Source organism: Halobellus litoreus (genome assembly GCF_024464595.1).
GTDB classification, from domain to species: domain Archaea; phylum Halobacteriota; class Halobacteria; order Halobacteriales; family Haloferacaceae; genus Haloquadratum; species Haloquadratum litoreum.
The window spans coordinates 1-19,344 of the sequence record NZ_JANHAW010000007.1; the positions used below are offsets into that span (position 1 = coordinate 1).

Consider the following 19,344-nt stretch of genomic DNA (forward strand, 5'->3'; position numbering starts at 1 on the left):
TCTGTACGCGATGTACCTACTCATCTACGTGGTCTTCGGCGTCGTTCTGGTAGCGCTCGTCTTGTCACTCCACGCGCGCCTCAAGACCGACGCACCGATGCTGATGGGGGCGACGACCGCGTTCGGGTTGATATGGGCCGGGCTCGTCATCGCCAGTGGGATGGTGGCCAACATCGCCACGGGCGTCGTCGTAGATCTGTACGGCACGGACCCGACCCAAGCAACGACGGTCTGGCTAGCGGTCAGTCCGGTCATCGACGGGCTTGGTGGCGGCAACGAGATCGTCGGCGGTATCTGGACCCTTCTGGTGAGCGTGGTCGCACTACGGGCACGGGCACTACACCGGGCGCTGAACTACGTTGGTCTCGTGGTCGGGACGGCAGGCATCCTCTCAGCTATCCCGGCACTCGGCGAAGTGGGCGGCGGCATCTTCGGGATTACCCAGATTGTCTGGTTCGTCGGCCTCGGCATCCTCCTGTTACGCGCGAGTCGGCGTGAGGCGGCGTCTGTGCCTCGATAATTCAAGTGGATACTACCGGCATCTCCAACATAAAGAGTAGCAGCGACGGTTACAACGTGTTCTGGGCTCGTCCACTCTAGCTGTGAATCGGCGGAGGATATGTCTTTGACTCCTAACGCGACGATGGGATGTGTCGGAGTCCACCGTGAATTTGCTGGAATCCCTGTACTGCACATACCCTCTGTATACAACGCACTTCTTCTGACAGCAACCGAGCATTCCACTCACCGACTGCTGAATACAACGCGCGTATCGAGTACTGGCCATTCTTTATCTGAAAAGAAGCCTGCTCGATTTATCTGGGGCGGGTGGATACTGCCTCACAAGTGGGTGACCGTCCTTGTGACTACTGTCACAATGCGCAAATTAGATACCTTCTGTTTTTAGAAGGAGAAGATGCGATAGACCACCCATTTCATAGGTGCTGACAGTAGTCCATCCTGACGACCACCAGCGTGTTTGTGTTCGATCTCCAACGCCGCCATCATATTTCATTTTATGGATATGGACATCGCCAGTGGACTCTTTGAGTAAGAATAGGTAGGTCGTTCCCGCAACCTCGTAGAACTCGGCTGTCGTCCAACCGCTTGTCCAGTCATCGGTTTCAACCCGATCGCCAACCGTTCCGTCGGCGTTCATCTCTTGAATATGGACCTGCCCGGTGGACTCTTTGAGCAGGAACAAGTATGCCGTTCCCGCAACCTCGTAGAACTCGGCTGTCGTCCAACCACTTGTCCAATCATCGGTTTCAACCCGATCGCCCACCGTTCCGTCGGCGTTCATTTCTTGAATGTGGACCTGCCCGGTGGACTCTTTAAGTAAGAATAGGTAGGTCGTTCCCGCAACCTCGTAGAACTCGGCTGTCGTCCAACCGCTTGTCCAATCATCGGTTTCAACCCGATCGCCAACCGTTCCGTCGGCATTCATTTCTTGAACGTGGACTTGCCCATTGGACTCTTTGAGCAGGAACAAGTATGTCGTCCCCCCACTCTCGTAGAATTCGGCTGTCGTCCAACCGCCTGTCCAGTGGTGGTCTTCAACCCGATCGCCCACTGTCCCATCAGCATTCATTTCTTGAACGTGGACTCGACCGGAGGCCTCTTTGAGCAAGAATAAAAATGATCTATTCTGCGATTGGTAGACAGTGGCAGTCGTCCATCCCTCCGACCATTTTCTTCGATCGATCTCTCCGCCTACCCTGCCAGCATCGGGGAGTTGGTGAATCCGAACGTTACCTGGTTTCATTCCTACATATATAGTCGCCTCACCGGCATTTGAGTCAATAGAGCGAGTTGTGATACCGACCCGTGCATAATCATCGAAATGGTACTTTTTCGGAGATCGGTCGTCCCAGAGAAGTACTCGTGAAGGATGGCTATCGCGTATTAGTACCTTATGGATTAACGTAGTAGCAGAGGGGATCCCCCTATCCCAGCTGTCTTTTGTTCGCAATTCGACAAAATAATAATAATCGTCTCTACTGGCCCAAACGAGAAGAACGAGGAGTTGGCTCTCATTCGGTTGACTAAGCGACTTGATTGGGCCTTCGATATTTAACGTCTCATCCTGAGAGGAATTGAGCATCTTGAGATTTGGCGAGGTGAGCCACCCAAGGTCGTACACCCCATAAGCGTTCATTCCCGGCCCCTTAGGTCCACCAGGCTGTCCCCGGTCGAAGGTATAGACATTAAGCGCACTCATAATGTCCCACGGGTCATCATATGCTGGCTCAAAATTTGATCCGGAGTGAGGAACATCATCTTCGAAGACGTGCGCCATCTCGTGTGTGAAAAATGTCACGCTGGAACGACTTCCCTTTGGATGTGCAAGGATGTGTTTCCCGCTTGCTCCAGAATCCGGTGGTTCGCTGTGAATCGCAATTATTCGATGATCTTGCAGGTTGTTCGGGGGGCCGGGTGCGGCTTCAGCTGCATCGATACTCTCCTGAATCCTTTCCCACCTTTTCGCATTGTCTCCCCCCTTCGTTTCCTCCCACGATTTTTGTATAGTTATCCAGCCGTATACCTTCGTTCCGTCAAGGTTGATTTTGCCGCGTGAGATATCACGCCAATAATCAGCGACCAACTGCTTGCCTGCTCCGGACTCTGTGAGAAGATCCTCGTAATAACTCACAGAATATGGTTCGTCCGGATTAATTCGTTTGCCAACCGTACCATCATTGTTAATCTCATGAAGATGACCTTGGCCATTTGATTCTTTCAGGAGTGAGAGATATGTCTGGTTACCTGGTTGATAGATATTGATGCCTGTCCAGCCACTGGTCCAGTCGTAGGTTCCCACACGGCGACCGATGGTCCCATTGGCGTTCATCTCTTGAATATGGACCTGCCCGGTGGACTCTTTAAGTAAGAATAGGTAGGTCGTTCCCGCAACCTCGTAGAACTCGGCTGTCGTCCAACCGCTTGTCCAATCATCGGTTTCAACTCGACCGCCCACCGTTCCGTCGGCGTTCATTTCTTGAATGTGGACCTGCCCGGTGGACTCTTTGAGCAGGAACAAGTATGTCGTACCCCCACTCTCGTAGAATTCGGCTGTCGTCCAACCGCCTGTCCAGTGGTAGTCTTCAACCCGATCGCCAACCGTTCCGTCGGCGTTCATTTCTTGAACGTGGACTTGCCCATTGGACTCTTTGAGCAGGAACAAGTACGTCGTCCCCCCACTCTCGTAGAATTCGGTGGTCGTCCAACCACCTGTCCAGTGGTGGTCTTCAACCCGATCGCCCACTGTTCCATCAGCATTCATTTCTTGAATGTGGACTCGGCCGGAGGCCTCTTTGAGCAAGAATAGGTAAGTCGTTCCCGCAACCTCGTAGAACTCGGCCGTCGTCCAGCCGCTCGTCCAATTATATTCCTCATTCAAAAATGAAATATATCCATATTTCTTAGATATATCGTATATTTTCGAATTTCCATTAGAACTTTTCAAGAGGAATAGGTAGGTATAGCCGCCAATTTTGAATGTTTGGGTTGTCGTCCAACCATCCGTCCATTTCTTTTTGAAGTTTGTGAGTAAAACTGTGAATTTCTGTGATCCCTCGATTGTCATTGAAACAACTATTCGACATACCAGGAGATAAATATCATCATTATTTATATTTTGAGTGAATGGAGGAGTACTCTAAGTCAAGGCCTGTATAAGGACCGTCCACTATCTCTAATTTCCTGACTATACCCTCTATATTCAGCAGGAGACTCTTAGCATATTTCGGATAAGTCGATAACCGGTTCGGTACCGGCTTCATCTGAATTGAGCGATTACTGGGAGAAAGCATCAAAAATAGATAATTTCTATAGCTCAATTTCCCTATTAGGTATCGATCTCTGAAGAATACGTTTCACCGGGAATAAAAACGGGAAGGTCGGTATCCCTTGTTTCCCGGCTGAGGTTATCGAACCACCGGCGAACTGTCTGATGGAGATTCTTTTTCGATCCGAAGGTATCGTACTGGACGTCGTACCCCTTCGGAAGTTCATCGATCGTCGCACTCCCGAAGTTTTTGTCTCGATAGATCGCGATCCGCTGGCCAGGTTTGTGTGTGGTCGCAGGGTTGCCGCGTCGAAGGTGGAACTCGCCGAGGATGCCACCTGTTTCCGCACCGACCCCAGTCGTTAGCCCGCCACGCGTGAAGAGGAATATAACCGCGTCGCTGTGCGCAGCAAACGCTACCGATTGAGCCAGTGGGTCCATTCCAGTGATTTCCGGATCGTCTGCGTCCCTCTCTTTATTGTGGTTTTCCGCCTGCTGGTGAGTCGGGATGTCGATATCGGTGGCGATGAACGCTCGACAGTTGTGTTCGTGTCGAAGTTCGCGACAAAAGTCCCGCAGTGCTTCTTCCATACTGCTGTTCCCGTTCTCGTCGACGTGTTCCTCGGGATCGAAGAGCGGATCTTTCTGGAACGGTGTTCGGAGTTGGTCGGCGTCGTCGTACGCCTTCTCCGCATTAAACGCCGTGTAGGGGCCCATCACGTACACCGTGAAGTCGTTGTGCGGCCCGATCTTAGGGGGCTCTGGTGCTTGTTCAGCGAGAATATCAGATATTGGGCGACCGTCGTACCGAAAATCCGTATCGCCATCGAACATTACCTCTCGAATAGATCTACCTCGTCAAAAGAGTGGGCGTTGTGCCTCTTCCCACCTGCTTAATATCAATATAAAATAAAGAAATATTTCTTTGTAATCGGTAGAATCATACTGCAGCGCGTTCTACGAGTAACCAACGATGTCCTCTGAATCCACTCACCCGACACCAGACCCCGACGAGAGCGGCTTGAAACAGTACGTCGAGGAGCAATTGTTCGGCAACAGTATGGGCACGCTCTCGGATCACGTCGCCCGAAAAGCCGCCCTCGGCGATTCGAGGCGATACGCTATCCTCTATTACCTTTGGGACCGGGAGGAAGTCGCTCGCAAGGAGCTGGCCAGCGCGATCGACGATCCGCAGTTCGACCTCACGCACCACTTGGGGAAACTCATCGAAGCGGGTCTCGTCGCTCGAACCGGCGCGCCCGAAGACGAGGACAGCCGGCAGACGTTCTACCGGATCACGCATATCGGCCGCCAGGAAGTTGCATCCGATATCGAGAACGTCACCGGTTCTAAACCGCAATAGCGGCGATAATCGTCGAAACGATGTTCCTCAACCGCCCCGAAGAACGAACGGATCCAACGCTCCTTGCGGAAGGGTTGAGAGCACTGGATCGTTCCCGCGACTGCGATCGCTTCTCCTGCCTGTATTGAACGAACCCCAACCTGGAAAGTCGTTCTATGACACCCTAATAGATACGTCCACGCTGAAATCAGAAGCTGGGTACTTAGGTGTACGACGAACCACGGCCTCTGAGGTCGCCAAGCACCTCTTGGCGCTGCTGCATTTTGTCTTCTTTCGATCGAACGTCGTAATGCTGGTCGATAATAGCCGGCGAGACGTTACACCGGTCACTGACTACTTCGACCGGAATGCCGGCCCGAAGCAACTGCGTGATGTATCCCCGACGAATCGGATGAGGCGTCACGCTTGACGGACACCGGGAAGCCCGGGCTTCGTTGTTTGCTGCCTCGCAGTCGTCCGGGTCACGGTCGTGCGGACACTCCCGTCCGGTAGCGCACGGCCGCGACCACCGGTAGACGTAGGCCCGAATGGTTGAGGTCGCTACGCGACCCCGCTGTGTTGCCAGAAGCGGTTTTCGCTGATAATCGTCCACGACGTCCGGCCGCCGTCGTTCGAGATAATCGTCGATCACTTCGCACGCCGCTTCGCTGATGGCAACCCGACGCTCTCCCGGTTTCTTGTTCTTGATCGGCGTCTCTGACTCCGGCCGGTGATGGATTTCGAGGTGGGGCGTCTCCGTATCCGTCTGGTAGTCCTCGACGTCGAGCGCACGGGCTCCCCCGAGGCGTACCCCCGTCTCCGTCAGGATGACCCAACAGACGTGCTCCGTCGTGGCGTACTCGTAGCGTTCGAGGTATGCGAGCACTTCCTGCGCTCGGTCCGCGCTGAGGACTGTGTCCCGTGCGTTCTCGCCATTGTCCAAGTTCGGCGAGTCAACCTTGCGGTACAGTCCCGACTCGACGGCGTCGATAGTCTCACACCACTCGATGAATACCCGAAGTGAGTCCATCTGCGTCTTCTCACTGACGACGTTCAGATCCTCCCGTCGCCACACGCGGAACTCGTGCAGGTCGCGTGCAGAGAGCTGATCGAGGCTATCGATGTCTTGGTCTGCACACCAGTCGACGAAGAAGCCGATCCGGGAGCGATGGGCGTCGACGGTCGCCTGTTGGCAGTCGCGGGCCTTATCATCGAGGTAGAGTTCTAACGCCCGTTCCGGGGAAATCGGTTCGAGCGATTCGGTCGTCTGGTCAAGCACCTCCTCCAAGCGCGCCTCCAGACTGTCAGGGTCTGCTACGGTTGGAACGTCGTTAGACACGATTACTCCAGCCCATTGAATATCCCGTCGATGAACTGATTCGGCGGTTCCTCGCGTGTCGTGCGGATTGACTCGTCGAGATCCGAGGTGGCAGACGATTCGAGTGCTTGAAGACCGCGGGGGTTCCGGTCGATGTGCTCTTCGGTGATCGTCTCAAGGTATACAAATACCGTGACATCACACTCCTCGGCGGCAAGCGTGAGCTTGTCCTTCGTGTCTGAATCGATACGAGCAGCGACCGATTCTGTGGGGGTTCTCACGTCACAAGCCCTGGCCGGGTTCACACATATAGATTGGTCAAAAATTGGGGTTGGTGGTTCGATATCCACCAATTATTTGAGATTGAAGCTATTGATCGGACCTAATCTGATTAATATAAAAATCAATCGACCAATTCTGGTGGCAGATCTGAATCCCGTTACCAACCCCAGTGGATGTCTGTCAAGTGCTCCGCCAATTCACGTTTACGAGTGACCGATTACGTCGAATCGCCACACAGCACAGTGATATTGGTCTCCCACGATCCACAGGGAACTTCAGTCTATTGCGATAGTTCCCTCAATACGCGGCGGATCCGTAGCGTGGTCTGTCCTCGCGCGACACTGCCGCGCCAAGTTGCTCAGCTATCCAGTCAAATAGCGTAACAGCGGGATCCTGAAACGGTAGCCGGATCATAGTGACCGGAAATAATTGGTGTGAATGTGACGTAACAAGCGGTTACCAGTGTATTAGTCGGATCTCGTTATTCGAGACAACTGATGATCTACTCGGATCTACTCTCGGTTTTCGACGGACCGATACGATCAGCAGAACTAACACAATATCCAGATTGGCATAACCTGTGGAGACCAGTAACGGCCTTCAACACAATCAGCCCGTGGAGGGGCCGTTGGAAGTGACGGTCCGTGACGTCGACACCGATCCAGCATCTCCTTGAGATGTAGAACTCATTGCAACAGAATTACAATATCGTCTGTGATTCAAAACGGACTGGGGGAGGGGGGTGCGTCCGACAAGACGGATTGGATGTAAGGCACCCACGTAGTGAGTCCGATACACCGATGAAATCGCTCAGCAGTCAGTTGGATCCGAGCGCAGAAAGTCGCGGTTCGAACTCCTCTTGGAATTCATCCATAGCATCAACCCCCCACTCAATCAGGTGGTCTCGCTGGTCGGCGGTTAGTTCGGTGATCGACCCGTCGATGTCTTTCGGCTGCTTGATTCGGAAGGCCTGTTTCTGGGGCAAACGTTCCCACTCTAACTCAACACCTAAATTCGTCTCAATATCCGTTCGTTCCCGTTTTATTGCTTCAAATATCTCTTCGTTGCGTTCCTTATCCGACGTGGAGATGTAGAGTTCGACGGAAAACTCTGGTCCCTGATGGAACACCCAGCCAAATCTAACCCCTGAAATTCCAGCACTGAACGTCAGATAGTTTCGAGGCCCGGGTTTGAGTTTGTACCACTTCGGGCGTCTCTGGGAGTATGCTTAGACCATCTCGGCGAAGAACTGCCGATAGCTTTGCTCGGAGTCGGAAAGAGATTCGTCACTAACCTCTCGTTCCCATTCGTTGGGCTCAACGACGACTTCAAACTCGAATCCACGTTCTTCGGATCCCTCGATACTCACGACGCGAGGTTTGATCGCGAAGAATTTCGCACCTTTCGGCCCGGTTTCGTTCAACCATTTGAGCACGCTCCGGTGCTCCGGTCGGAACTCCTCGGCGAGCCACATCGTGAATCCGGCATTCTTGCCGGACGAGTACGTCAGGAGCTTTCCCAAGTGATCGTGGTCTGTCCTATCGTATTGGTTCTCGATAACGACGGTCTCACCCGTGTTCATCTCCCGTGCAACGATGTCAGCCGAGAAGTCGCCAACGGCTTCCTCTGCCCGTGCATCCTCAATCTCTATCCCCAACTCCGACGCTAGCAAGTCGATGTTCTCCGTCAACCATCTCGTGAAGTCCCGTTCCTCGTTCTCCCACACCGAACGGAGGTTATGCTCTCGAATTCGCGAGATGTTCCGATCCATAGATACGTTTTCCAGGGGAGTTTAGATAAAACGTCGTTCACTACGGGTTCCTCAAGCACGCTCCGCTGAGACTCGTTGCTGGACGCAACCACTTCCCCTAGGGAAGACTGGCCCAGAGGCGTTCCACATTCAGAAACTACTAGTAGATGTAGCAGGGCGCTACAGGCTTCTGTTCGACTGTTGAACGAATCGTCCTTTCAGGTGTTCCAAGACCCGATTCTGAACACTGCTGAATACCTATGAAGAAGATTCATAGAGAGCTCACGAACCAATCGTACGATAATTCTATCGCCGGAAGATGTTGTACAGATAGGCTAGTCTTCGAGTGCGGCATTAAACAGCGCCGTGTCAGCGTATGATCTCCACTGAACGATCTTCCCGTCTTCGAAATCGAAGACGTGTGCGTTCGGGTATTCCACTGACTTCCCCGTCTTGCTAGCCGTACCACTCCACGTGAGAAGGACAACGACGGTATCACCGTCTGCGACGTATCGCTCTGGAACGACCGAAACATCCTCCCATTCAGTTCCTATCCTGGAAAAGACGTTCTCAACGATCTCGTCGAATCCGTGTTGCGTCCCGCCGCCGGCAATCCCCTTTGGTTCGTGTAACTCCACATCCGGATCCATGATGTCTCGGACGGTCTCGAAATCGCCCTCGGCGAACGAATCGTACAGTTCCTGTACTCTCTCGGTATTGGTCTTCTCCGTTTGTCTTGGCATGTAGATTATCCTCTATGCGATAGCCGGGAATATGGCCCCGCAGTGAGTCAGGCTATCACGGTTCCCGTCCCTGTTATTTCAGACCGCTGGCTGTATGTTGTGGTTGAGATGGAACACGTTCTCCGGGTCCCACTCGGCCTTGACAGCAGCGAGTCGGTCGTACACCTCATCACCGAATGCATCGTGAACGCGCTGTTCGCTTTCATCTTGGCTGATGAAGTTGACGTATGCGCCGCCGGTCGCCTGCGGCGTCAGGGCGTCGAACAGTTCACGTGCCCACGCGATGTGGGAGTCGTCCTCGTCCGCGTCGCGCCATCGTGACTGGATGTTCACCACCCACTCGGCGTCCCGATGCTGATACGGAGTCGAGTCAGCAGGACGACGCGTTATCTCACGCCCGAGTGCCATCATACCGATCGTCGTCTCCGGGGAGTCGATCGTGGTGGCGGACTCGCATATGATGTCGATCGCCTCGTCACTCATCTCCGGCAGGTAGTGTGCCTTCCAGTAGTTGCGTGCCCCGGCATTCGTCGCCCCATCGAACATGGTCTGGAACATTGTGTACGGCTTTGGCCCGACAGCGTCGGCGATCGGTGAGCCGATCTCGCGGATCGGCGCGAGCACGCTCTCACCTGTCTCTACATCGCCAGCGTACATTACAACCACCATGAGCACGAGCTCACCATGCACCTCCTCGGGGAGGAACGGGGCGGGCGGAGCTTTGCGGATGGCCATCATGCAGGCGACCTCGTCCGGTCCCTGGTCAATGGCTTCGGCAACCTCGCGCATCACCGGTGGAGCGTCAGTGATGCCGTAGACGACAGGCCCTGCGAGGACGGTCGGGTCGAGTTCGTGGAGGTCGAATTCGAAGGCCGTCACGACCCCGAAGTTGCCGCCGCCGCCGCGGAGTGCCCAAAACAGATTGGGATTCTCGCTCTCGCTAGCTGTGACGAACCGGCCGTCAGCAGTCACTAACTCGACCGACCGGAGGCTGTCCACAGTCAGCCCGAACGTGCGTGATAGGTGGCCGAACCCCCCACCGAGGGTCAGGCCAGCGACACCGGTCGAGGACACGTACCCGCCCGGGAGAACGAGCCCGTGTGCTTGCGCTTCGACGTCCACATCGTGGAGGAGAGTGCCAGGTTCGACCCACGCTGTCTGCTGCTCGGGATCGACGCGGACGGACTTCATCGCGGAGCAGTCGATCATCAGGCCGTCGTCACAGACGGCGTTCCCGGCGACGTTGTGGCCGCCGCCGTGGATAGCAACCTCCAACTCGTGATCGCGGGCGAACGCGACAGCCGCCATCACATCACTCGCCCCGAGCGGTTGGGTGATGATCGCCGGGTGCTTGTCGATCATGGCATTCCAGATCGAACGCGCCTCATCGTATCCCTCGTCCGTCGGGACGAGTACGTCACCTCTGAACCCGGTTCTGAGTGCGGTGATATCGTCGTCCGAGACCAGTGGCTGAGCCATTTCCGACATTATTATTCGTTATAAATAGGGGTGCCAACTACTTAGCCTCGTAGTGAGCTATGCTATCACGGATATCGACCCTGTGAATAGTGGGAGACATCAAGATTCGACTGCTCTGAATGCGCTTGCATCCCACGGATGCACCACCTCTCGCTCAGACATCTAACGAAAGGAACTACAGAATCTTGCTGGCCGCTGACCGGGGTCCAACACACTGCCTCGCGCTCAGTTCGTGCCGTCCTCTCCCTCGACCTCGTAGACGTCTTGCCACGTCTCCTCCCCGGCCTCGGATGGCTCCAAGTAGACGCGTCCGCGGGCCAGCTGTCCGTCCTCCACCTCAAAGATAATGACGCCCCACATGTCCAACGGTGTTCCGTCAATCTGTGTTCCCGAGTATCGGAACTCCGCCCAAACGGTAGTCCCGTCCTCCACCAGATTCAGAAGGGTCGCCTCAAAATCCGGGGTCGTTCGGAAGACGGTCTCCCACGTCTCGCGTACCTGGTCATGGCCGGTAAAGTTGCGCTCCGGATGGAGAGGTGTCTCCGTCTGGTAGTCCGGTGCGATCCATTCCAGCATCCCCTCAAGATCATGGTCATTCTGTGCCTCGACGACGCGTTTGACGATAGTGCCTGGACTTGTTCCCATACCTGTTCCAAGGAGCGACGCGGCGATAACCGTTCGTAAGCGATTCAGGCCCTCTATTCAGTAAGTCTGTTGAGATCCTCGAACGGTGATAGGGCACGTATCGTGCAGAATTTCCGAAGATAACTCACCATGGTAATCTTCGCGCGTCTACAGCGCCAGAATTTCAGGCACCGTGTGAACACGCCTCAGCTAGGTTATATACTCAGAGACCGTATCTAATAATAATTAAAGATTATGGCAGATACTGCAGCCAGTTCGCAGGTATTGACCTCGTCCACCAGTTCATGGACATCCACGGGCACGGGGAGGTGAACGACTCATGAGAATTCCCTGGAACATAGAATCCCATCTCAGGGAAGAGCAAGTGGCTACGGAAGTGGCCGATGGTGTCTACCAGCTCTGTTCGACCATGACCAACATGTACCTCATCGAGGACGATGATGGGCTGACATTGGTCGATGCAGGATTGCCTACTCAAATGGAACTACTGGAGGCCGGGCTCGAACGAATTGGGGCCGATATAACCGACATCAAGGCGGTGATTCTGACCCACGTAGATCCAGACCATATGGGACTGGCTGAACCGCTTCGGAAGGAGGGAATCCCCGTTTGGGTCCCCGAAGAGGGATATGAAACAGCGTTGGAAGGCGGACACAATCCACAGCTTGGATCCTTCCTCCTCTTGTGGCGACCCGCGTTTGCGCGATTTATCCGCGCACTGATGAAGGCTGGACTTACGAACGTGGAACCGATTGCTGAGGCTCACACGTTCACGGATGGTCAGGTATTGGATGTCCCCGGCAGGCCGAAGGTGATTCACACACCTGGCCATCGGAAAGAGCACTGCTCATTCTGGATGGAGGAGTCTCGAATTCTTTTCGGTAGCGACGCGTTGCTAACGATGGACATAATGAGTGGGAAGGCCGTGGATCCTGAGCCCGTGCGAGGAGGGAACCTGATGAACTATAATAAAGAGCAACAAATGGACTCCGCCCGAAAATTGGGCACGCTCGGCCACGTCACCCTGCTCCCCGGACATGTTCAACCATGGGAGGGAGACCTCGGGGAACTGTATCCTCCCGTAGAGAGCAATCCAAGCGTATCCTCTCGTTCTTCCGTGAGAGACGAAGGGTCCGATGTTTTGTCGGAACCGAAGACCGAACAGGCGAGAGTCGAGCAATAGGTCCGCCAGTCAGCGTCCCGACGTTCGCCCGGCCGGATTTCGACCTCAATCGAGTTCGATCACGGGTGTGTTAAACGGTACCAGAGATTGGAGTCCCTATCTTGAGACCCCCTGAGAGATGTGCAGGCCTACGTGACAGCCGTTTCAGTCAAGTCTACTTGAATCGAACGTGGATGTTATGCTGCATCCACTCTCTGTCTCCAGCAGAGTCTTCCTGACAACTCCTGAGTAGATCTGTACGTCGCTGATGCATACAGGGTGCGAATCTCCCGGGGAAAGCTGCTCAGCTAACTACTGACCTAGTATGTCACTCGCCCTTATGTCCTCCAAGAGCGTATTGGTCACATGTACTCAGGGGAGAGCGTTACCGAACGTCAAGAGACGACCGGAGAATTCGAGAGTGGGATTGCCGCGAAGGTCCAGCAGATTCGTCCCTCCGTCCAACCCTCTCCGATACATGGATACGAACACGTTCGCGGCTTCGGCATCTACGCGCTTCCGTTTGATTCTGGCCACGTGCTCGCGCTTCGCGTGTTTCCCGAGAACGATTTTGCACCGTATATGACGGTTTGGCATCGCACGCCGGACGGGCGCTGGTCGATCTACGTGGACGGCCCCCGTCACGATACTGCCTGCCCCCGGTACTTCGGAGACGCAACGGTTCACGTCCAGTCAGCAGACATCACGCTCACGTGGCTCGATCCGATCGAGCTTCAGGTCCGGATGGACGACCCCGAACTTCTCTTGACGGTGCGGATGGACGCGCCTCTGACTGCAACGATTCTAAATGCTATCGGCGCTCGTTTCCCGTCCTCACTCTGGCGTGTTCCGGGAGTGGCGTCGCTGTTTGCTCGGGTGGCAGATACCGTGTTTGGGATCGGCGATGTAACGTTGATCGGTACTGCCCCGAATGGCCAGCGTGCAATTTTGATGCCTCGTCAGATGTATCCCATCGAATCCGCTGTCGCAACACTTGATGGGGACGACTTGGGCAAGCCGACCACAAGCAAGACGAATCCAACTATGGGGAACGTCGCATTTCCAGCCCGACCAATGCTTGCGATCGGCGAAGCGTAATTCGAAATTCTCGATCAATCCGAGTACGACCGAACTCGCTCCGAGCTGAACGAAACCAGTGTGGTATAACGAATCAACCTTCTGTATCCTGTACGCCAACCGTATCAGGTTTTGATACGTTCAATAGTGCTCGTGGCGTGGATTTTCATTTATTTATGATCCAAACCACCGGACAGAACAAGGATTGAACGAATCCTTGAATCAGTGGAACAGAATCTCGGCGAATCCATCACTCAACGAACTCCAACCGCTGCTAGTAGTTCTTCGGTGTGCTCACCCCACAGCTTGAGAGGCACTCTCTGCGGAATGGCGTTCCAAACTCAGAAACTACTAGTAGACTCTAGGCGAGCTCACGGAGTGTTGTTTTGACGATCTCGTCAGTGAATCAGCCGTCAGAACAGGCGTACTTATTGTCCGCTTCTTTCAGTCATTCAGCGTTTAATACAGAGGAGCAGAGAGTAACGAACAGTAAGGTACTATTCAACTCGTTTAGATTACCATATGTGACAGTCAAACCACCGAGCGGATGGTTAGCTTGGCGTTGGACGTACCTTGACTGGTTTGCCCAAGCAGATGTCAGAGGCGCAACAGAGTATCTGGAGTTGTTTGGGGGAACCGATAAATCGGCAGAGAGTATCCGTGAAGAGGCGCGTGAAGCAATGACGCTAACTGCTCTCGAACAAATGGGAGTTCACGGGTTTGAACGGCCAACAATTGCGAACAATCAGGAAATTGCAATCGTCGGTATTAATCCACATCTCTCGTTCGACATTGCTACTGGGTTGCCGACCGAGACCCCCTTCCAGACGGACAACTTTGATTCGAACTTTCGTTTTGGATTGAATCCAATTGATGAACCCGAGAGTGATTTAGTTGATGCCGCCGGAGCTGGGTTGAATTGGCTCCTCCCGAACAAGTCTTCAAATAGTGGACGCGACGGCTATGTGCTGTCAATTCTGGTAACTCTCGCTGAGGAAGGCTGGATCGATATCGAAAAGGAGGATATTACGGGACTCTCTCCCCGAGAGGATGCTACCTTGTCGAACCAAATTTACTACACTAACTGGTTCAAATATGCGACGCCTGGTGAAGGAGACTTGAAATCAGGATTAGATAAACTGATGAGTCGTACTAGCGCCGAAAAGTCTCCGCGTGAGGTTGTAGACGGATGCTTACCAAGAGGATATCTCGATCAATCCAAAACACAGAATATTATCCCGAATACTGTCTTAGGGCGTGAATTAGCCGAGATTGACCCAGATCTAATCCTTTCGTTCGGTAACTTGCCGAAGGAGCGATTTTTCCGGAGAAAAGATGCATCAATTGAGCCACTTCTTAATTCCCCAGACGCAAGCGAGGGCATTACATCTGTCCACGCGCATCCATATGCCTACACGGGTCCCGAAGGAATCGAAGCGACTGTGATTCCACTTACGTTCCCTGGGAATAGGAGTTGGCGTGCGTTCGGTTCAAAGCATACTGATCCCGTACAGGAATCTGAGGATCGTCTTTTACGTGCTCTTGATTCAATGAAAAACTAAGCCTCCTGTTTAGCTATCTTGATCGAATCGGAGAGTCAAAACACGGATTTGTTAACCGTTCTGCGACGCCGTGGAAATTAATTAAGAGAGTCCAACTCGATCTCGCCAGCAACGACTTTCTTTCCCCGTTCAGTAATTCGGTACGCGGGTTCCGTCTCGTGGCGCTCAGCCAATCCGTGTTCAACATACACTGGACAGCGCTGACTAATCCACTGACGGCTGAAGTCCGTATTAATTGAAATATTCTTGACGGTCTGCCATCCCTCGTATGCAGACAACTCTTCTAGGATATATGGGTCAGCTGGAACAGCCCACGAAACCTCACGGTACATTCTGGTAGTCTCTCCGCTCTCTCTGAGCAATACAGTTTCCTAGTGTATATTCTAACATCCAATTAGGGATCTGTGTAGTGCATCAAATCCCTGTACTGCTCGATCTACCAGTAGTTCCCGAACGTGGCTCTTGAATACGATCGCTGTTCCACCTGTGGAGACGGTTCTGGTTATGTGTCTCGTTCTTACGGAACTCAATTCACAGTCCGATATCTCGATGGGTTGCTGGACGCACCCCCCTCCGCCCCTGCTTCCAGCCAAAATTCGGTGTGGCCCAAGAGACGACACTATTCCAGACAATACCCCGTCTTCCAGACAGGAAGACTTGTAAGACGCGGGGGTTTTATATATGAAACGTGAAAACGGGAGCTTATGAAGGCGTTCGGCGACGAGGAAACGATCTTCGAGGATATGGACGTCCTCAACCCTAACGAGCAGACGTACCAGCCCGAGTCGCTGCCGGAGCGCGAGGTCGAACTCGACCAGATCCACTCCGCTCTCCGTCCGGCGACAATGGGATCGACGCCGCTCAACCTGATCGTATACGGTCAATCCGGTCAGGGGAAAACTGTCGGGATTCGTCTCAAGACCGATCAGCTTCAGGAGTACGCCGAAGAATCTGGTATGGATCTCACCGTCGTTCACATTCGCTGCAAGGGTATGGACGGCTCCTATCACGTCTTGACACATCTCGTCAAGCGACTCCGGGAGAAGCGGTTTGGACCCGGTGAAGAACTCCCAAGCGGTCACCAGCGGAAGACCCTGCTCAATATGGTGATAGAGAATCTGGAGGAGGTCGGCGGGACGGTTATCGTCGTCCTCGACGAAATCGACGCCATCGGCGACGACGACTACATTCTCTACGAACTCCCGCGGTCAAATCCGGACGGTGTCCGTCTTTCGCTAATTGGAATCACGAACGACCTACAGTTCAGAGAGAACCTCGACGCCGACGTCCGGTCGAGCCTCGGCGAGGACGAGGTCCGCTTCGAACCGTACGACGCTAATCAGCTCCGTGACATCCTCGCACGACGTGCCGTCGGTGCCCTCCGTGACACGTATTTCGAGGACGACATCGAGGACCACCAGCACCTCAGAAGCGACGTCCTGAATGAGGATACAATCCCGCTTGCCGCAGCGTTGGGCGCACAGGACACGGGAGACGCCCGTGAGGCGATCCGACTGCTATTCCGTGCGACCCGATTCGCCGACGATAGAGGGGAAATAACGGTCACTGAAGGGCACGTACGCGAAGCACGGGACTTCCTCGAAACGAAGGCCATCGAATCGGGGATCCAGACACTCCCCAACCAGCGAATGCTCGCGCTGATGGCGGTCACTTACCACCAAATATACGACGATACTCCGGCTACGACGACGCCAATCTACACCCAGTACAAGACTTTCTGTGAGTATGTGGACGTGAACGTCCTGTCAAACCGCCGATTCCGCGATCGACTCAATGACCTCGCTGATACGAACGTGCTCAACAAGCGGCAGGGAAGGGGCCGCGGAGACGAAAATCAGTACTCGCTCGCAGTCGATCTGGACACGGCACTCGAAAACCTCCCGAAGGAATCCGAGCGTCTCGGGGATGTAGCAACTGTCCTCCGGGACCAGACGTGAGATAATCCTCTGAATAGTCCGGAAGAGAATCATTCAGGAAAAGAGTTTGACAAGAGATAAGATACAGTGAGGTCGTTGAAAATATCGATACGGAAGTCATCGATTTGTAGTCTGCGGCATTTCAGAAACTTATAGAAAGGGTGCCACGGTAGCCAAAAACAACGACTGATCCGTCTTCGACTTCAGAAGTCTCCGTCCTCTCACACAACGAACTCGATTTCCGAGTGCTCGTACGTGTAGCGCTTGATACCATTGTCCTCACAGTAGTCGACTAGCCCTATCGGGAGCACGTCGATCTCCTCGTAGTCAGTGAAAAACGCGACCGCAACGTCTTCGCTCCCGTCCGGACTCTCTACCACGACGGCTGTATCCGGATCGCTGTGACTGGTCTTGATCACCTGGTCTCCAGGCACGTACGGATTATCGGCGAAAGCGAGGTTCTCGTGTTTGTACGTCCAGAGCTTGATCTCCTGGTCGTCGCAGTACGACGCGAGAATTGCAGGATGGTAGTCGCGCCACGCACCCGGTCCTTCATCGAGCGAACTCGGAAACGCGACCCGCACCGCTTCTCCATCCATTTCGTGTCCGAACGCACCGGTGTTCTGCTCCGGCGGTAGCACCTCGATGACGATCCCCACCGACGGCTTCGTGTCGCCGGCCTTCACCACCCGGTCACCGGTCGAGAATGGATTCTCCGGCTTTTGATTCATATGAGCGGTATTGGGACCGAGATCGATCAGTTCGTTCATTGGTCGGGCAGCGAGGTGGTCGAGTTTCTCTGGGGAGTCGCCGGAGAATTCTGCTTCCGTTTTGACCTTCGATTTCAGCGTTTCGAGCCGCTCCCAGCCGAGCAACATCAGACTATCCTAGTTGTCGCGGTGCCAGACCATCACCACGATGTCGTCGTCGGGGTCCCGCTCGACCAAGGACTCAGGGAGAAAAGCAGAGACGTCCCGTGAGGACTTCACGTCGACGGTGTACCCGAACACTTCGAAGTCGTGCCCGGAGAAGCTCTCGGGATTACACCGCCGGATCGCCTCTTCGTTCTTCCACTCCCACATCTCGACGGGAAGATACTCACGGCAGAACTGCTCGAATGCGAGCTCACCGAGGTTGCCGATCCGCTTGACATCGGGGTTGTCGGCTCCCTGAATGATCGCCTGGTGGTGGGCACGTTCGTGGTCGATCTCGTCCGGGGTGAAACGATACATCACTTGGAGATCAGATAGTGCGTAGAAATATCCTTCCTATCGAGATCTATCGAAAAAGAACAAGTCAGGCACCCGTTCTAATCGACATCTTCAACTGTAACACCAGTAACCAAGCTCAAAGGTCCCCCAAACCTACGCTGCGTTGAGGTACTCGTCGGGCGGATACCCTGCTTTCGAGACGAGACTCCGAGCATCCTTCCGGACCACTTGGTTCGCGGGCCTCTCCTCGTAGGTTCGAATGTGTTCCTTGATTGAGGCCGCTACCTCGTCCATCAGGTCTGGACCCGCGATATCGACGACGCTGCCGAGCGTTTTTCGATAGCCGGTCTCCGATGCTGGGAATCCCTGACGAGAGCCGAGCACCTCGTCATTTACTGACGCGATCTCGTACAGGTGGCCTTTGAGGCGTAGCTCCACATTTCGTTCCATTGTTACTTGATTGACCCGATTCAGGTATATATCCGTGGACCGCTAATACGTTGGGTATTCTGATTGCTTCTACCAGCAGTCCCGGGATTGCCAACTCCCTGAAAGTCGAGTTACTAATAACCGGAATTTCCGGAGGGCCAATATGCCTTGTTTCGTGATCTCTACTTTCCTATGTCCCGCAAATACCATTAACACCCATCCACTGTTCGGTTACCGCAGAGTTCTCGGACCAGCCTGTGAAACGGTCACTGGAACTTCTAACGCCCGATTCGACCGCCAGAATCTGTCGATAGTAGGCTTACGCAGAGATATTATTGAACTACTCACAAGGATTTAATTTCATCCCTGATTTGATGAATCAGCCGAAGGATGAACGTGCATATTGGTGATTGAGCGGGCCTACGACCGGGCGGATGTATCGACTCTTGTTATTTTAGTCGTCGGATGGGGGTATGTCCGCCGCTTGTCGCTTGACAGCGGAGATCAGATTGGAACTTGTCAAATACAACACTGCGATCGTGAAACCCACCATCGTTGTGTACTCGATGATCCCCACCACGAAGTGCAGTTCAGCGGGTATGTTGACCGTGAACAACAAC

Annotated in this window: 15 protein-coding genes and 2 pseudogenes; 6 read left to right on the forward strand and 11 right to left on the reverse strand. The window is 54.0% G+C overall.

Annotated features, from left to right (window positions below; all coding sequences use genetic code 11):
• Positions 1–520 (forward strand): hypothetical protein (locus NO360_RS18660; protein WP_256309330.1); only part of this gene is annotated, 520 nt, incomplete at its 5' end.
• A 366-nt stretch (positions 521–886) separates the two neighbouring features.
• Here the strand turns inward: NO360_RS18660 and NO360_RS18665 are convergent.
• Both NO360_RS18665 and NO360_RS18670 read right to left on the reverse strand, forming a co-directional pair.
• Positions 887–3,586: a metallopeptidase domain-containing protein gene (locus NO360_RS18665; protein WP_256309331.1), complete on the reverse strand. Its 2,700-nt coding sequence runs from the start codon at positions 3,584–3,586 to the stop codon at positions 887–889.
• 261 nt (positions 3,587–3,847) lie between these two features.
• Positions 3,848–4,621, reverse strand: a complete 774-nt coding sequence (locus tag NO360_RS18670; RefSeq protein WP_256309332.1) for a DUF7509 family protein — start codon at positions 4,619–4,621, stop codon at positions 3,848–3,850.
• A 139-nt stretch (positions 4,622–4,760) separates the two neighbouring features.
• Between NO360_RS18670 and NO360_RS18675 the strand changes: the two genes are divergently transcribed.
• On the forward strand, positions 4,761–5,150 hold the full coding sequence (locus tag NO360_RS18675) for an ArsR/SmtB family transcription factor (RefSeq protein WP_256309333.1): 390 nt from the start codon (positions 4,761–4,763) through the stop codon (positions 5,148–5,150).
• A gap of 202 nt (positions 5,151–5,352) precedes the next feature.
• Here the strand turns inward: NO360_RS18675 and NO360_RS18680 are convergent, their stop codons facing one another.
• The 7 genes and pseudogenes from NO360_RS18680 to NO360_RS18710 all read right to left on the reverse strand — a co-directional run bounded on the left by NO360_RS18680 (position 5,353) and on the right by NO360_RS18710 (position 11,346).
• Positions 5,353–6,468 carry a tyrosine-type recombinase/integrase gene (locus tag NO360_RS18680; protein ID WP_256309334.1) on the reverse strand — a complete coding sequence of 372 codons (1,116 nt, stop codon included), beginning with the start codon at positions 6,466–6,468 and terminating at the stop codon, positions 5,353–5,355.
• 2 nt (positions 6,469–6,470) lie between these two features.
• Positions 6,471–6,728, reverse strand: a complete 258-nt coding sequence (locus tag NO360_RS18685; protein ID WP_256309335.1) for a hypothetical protein — start codon at positions 6,726–6,728, stop codon at positions 6,471–6,473.
• Between the two features lie 818 nt (positions 6,729–7,546).
• Positions 7,547–7,930 (reverse strand): annotated as a pseudogene (locus NO360_RS18690) (DUF4268 domain-containing protein); the annotation flags it as partial.
• 27 nt (positions 7,931–7,957) lie between these two features.
• Complete coding sequence (locus NO360_RS18695; protein ID WP_256309336.1) at positions 7,958–8,500, reverse strand: hypothetical protein; 543 nt, start codon at positions 8,498–8,500, stop codon at positions 7,958–7,960.
• A gap of 314 nt (positions 8,501–8,814) precedes the next feature.
• The gene (locus NO360_RS18700) at positions 8,815–9,222 is read right to left on the reverse strand and encodes a nuclear transport factor 2 family protein (RefSeq protein ID WP_256309337.1); all 408 of its coding nucleotides are present in this window, start codon (positions 9,220–9,222) and stop codon (positions 8,815–8,817) included.
• 78 nt (positions 9,223–9,300) lie between these two features.
• On the reverse strand, positions 9,301–10,701 hold the full coding sequence (locus NO360_RS18705) for an FAD-binding oxidoreductase (protein WP_256309338.1): 1,401 nt from the start codon (positions 10,699–10,701) through the stop codon (positions 9,301–9,303).
• Between the two features lie 225 nt (positions 10,702–10,926).
• Positions 10,927–11,346, reverse strand: a complete 420-nt coding sequence (locus NO360_RS18710) for a nuclear transport factor 2 family protein (RefSeq protein WP_256309339.1) — start codon at positions 11,344–11,346, stop codon at positions 10,927–10,929.
• A gap of 319 nt (positions 11,347–11,665) precedes the next feature.
• On the opposite strand from NO360_RS18710, the gene NO360_RS18715 reads away from it, so the two are divergent.
• From NO360_RS18715 to NO360_RS18730, 4 genes are all read left to right on the forward strand, one after another.
• Complete coding sequence (locus NO360_RS18715) at positions 11,666–12,529, forward strand: MBL fold metallo-hydrolase (protein WP_256309340.1); 864 nt, start codon at positions 11,666–11,668, stop codon at positions 12,527–12,529.
• Positions 12,530–12,874: 345 nt separating this feature from the next.
• On the forward strand, positions 12,875–13,606 hold the full coding sequence (locus tag NO360_RS18720) for a hypothetical protein (protein ID WP_256309341.1): 732 nt from the start codon (positions 12,875–12,877) through the stop codon (positions 13,604–13,606).
• 503 nt (positions 13,607–14,109) lie between these two features.
• Positions 14,110–15,147 carry a hypothetical protein gene (locus tag NO360_RS18725; protein ID WP_256309342.1) on the forward strand — a complete coding sequence of 346 codons (1,038 nt, stop codon included), beginning with the start codon at positions 14,110–14,112 and terminating at the stop codon, positions 15,145–15,147.
• Positions 15,148–15,851: 704 nt separating this feature from the next.
• Positions 15,852–17,105, forward strand: coding sequence for a Cdc6/Cdc18 family protein (locus NO360_RS18730; protein WP_256309344.1), 1,254 nt, complete (start codon positions 15,852–15,854; stop codon positions 17,103–17,105).
• 200 nt (positions 17,106–17,305) lie between these two features.
• Here the strand turns inward: NO360_RS18730 and NO360_RS18735 are convergent.
• Both NO360_RS18735 and NO360_RS18740 read right to left on the reverse strand, forming a co-directional pair.
• Positions 17,306–18,316 (reverse strand): annotated as a pseudogene (locus NO360_RS18735) (DUF7961 domain-containing protein).
• Between the two features lie 132 nt (positions 18,317–18,448).
• Entirely contained in the window at positions 18,449–18,745 is a 297-nt protein-coding gene (locus tag NO360_RS18740; protein WP_256309345.1) for a hypothetical protein, read from the reverse strand.
• Between the last annotated feature and the right edge of the window lie 599 nt (positions 18,746–19,344).

Excerpts from the sequence above, each read along its gene's own strand:
- NO360_RS18675 (WP_256309333.1), top strand. The coding sequence starts at position 4,761 with ATGTCCTCTGAATCCACTCACCCGACACCAGACCCCGACGAGAGCGGC.
- NO360_RS18705 (WP_256309338.1), bottom strand. The coding sequence starts at position 10,701 with ATGGCTCAGCCACTGGTCTCGGACGACGATATCACCGCACTCAGAACC.
- NO360_RS18665 (WP_256309331.1), bottom strand. The coding sequence starts at position 3,586 with ATGACAATCGAGGGATCACAGAAATTCACAGTTTTACTCACAAACTTC.
- NO360_RS18700 (WP_256309337.1), bottom strand. The coding sequence starts at position 9,222 with ATGCCAAGACAAACGGAGAAGACCAATACCGAGAGAGTACAGGAACTG.
- NO360_RS18715 (WP_256309340.1), top strand. The coding sequence starts at position 11,666 with ATGAGAATTCCCTGGAACATAGAATCCCATCTCAGGGAAGAGCAAGTG.
- NO360_RS18740 (WP_256309345.1), bottom strand. The coding sequence starts at position 18,745 with ATGGAACGAAATGTGGAGCTACGCCTCAAAGGCCACCTGTACGAGATC.
- NO360_RS18720 (WP_256309341.1), top strand. The coding sequence starts at position 12,875 with ATGTACTCAGGGGAGAGCGTTACCGAACGTCAAGAGACGACCGGAGAA.
- NO360_RS18730 (WP_256309344.1), top strand. The coding sequence starts at position 15,852 with ATGAAGGCGTTCGGCGACGAGGAAACGATCTTCGAGGATATGGACGTC.
- NO360_RS18710 (WP_256309339.1), bottom strand. The coding sequence starts at position 11,346 with ATGGGAACAAGTCCAGGCACTATCGTCAAACGCGTCGTCGAGGCACAG.
- NO360_RS18695 (WP_256309336.1), bottom strand. The coding sequence starts at position 8,500 with ATGGATCGGAACATCTCGCGAATTCGAGAGCATAACCTCCGTTCGGTG.
- NO360_RS18670 (WP_256309332.1), bottom strand. The coding sequence starts at position 4,621 with ATGTTCGATGGCGATACGGATTTTCGGTACGACGGTCGCCCAATATCT.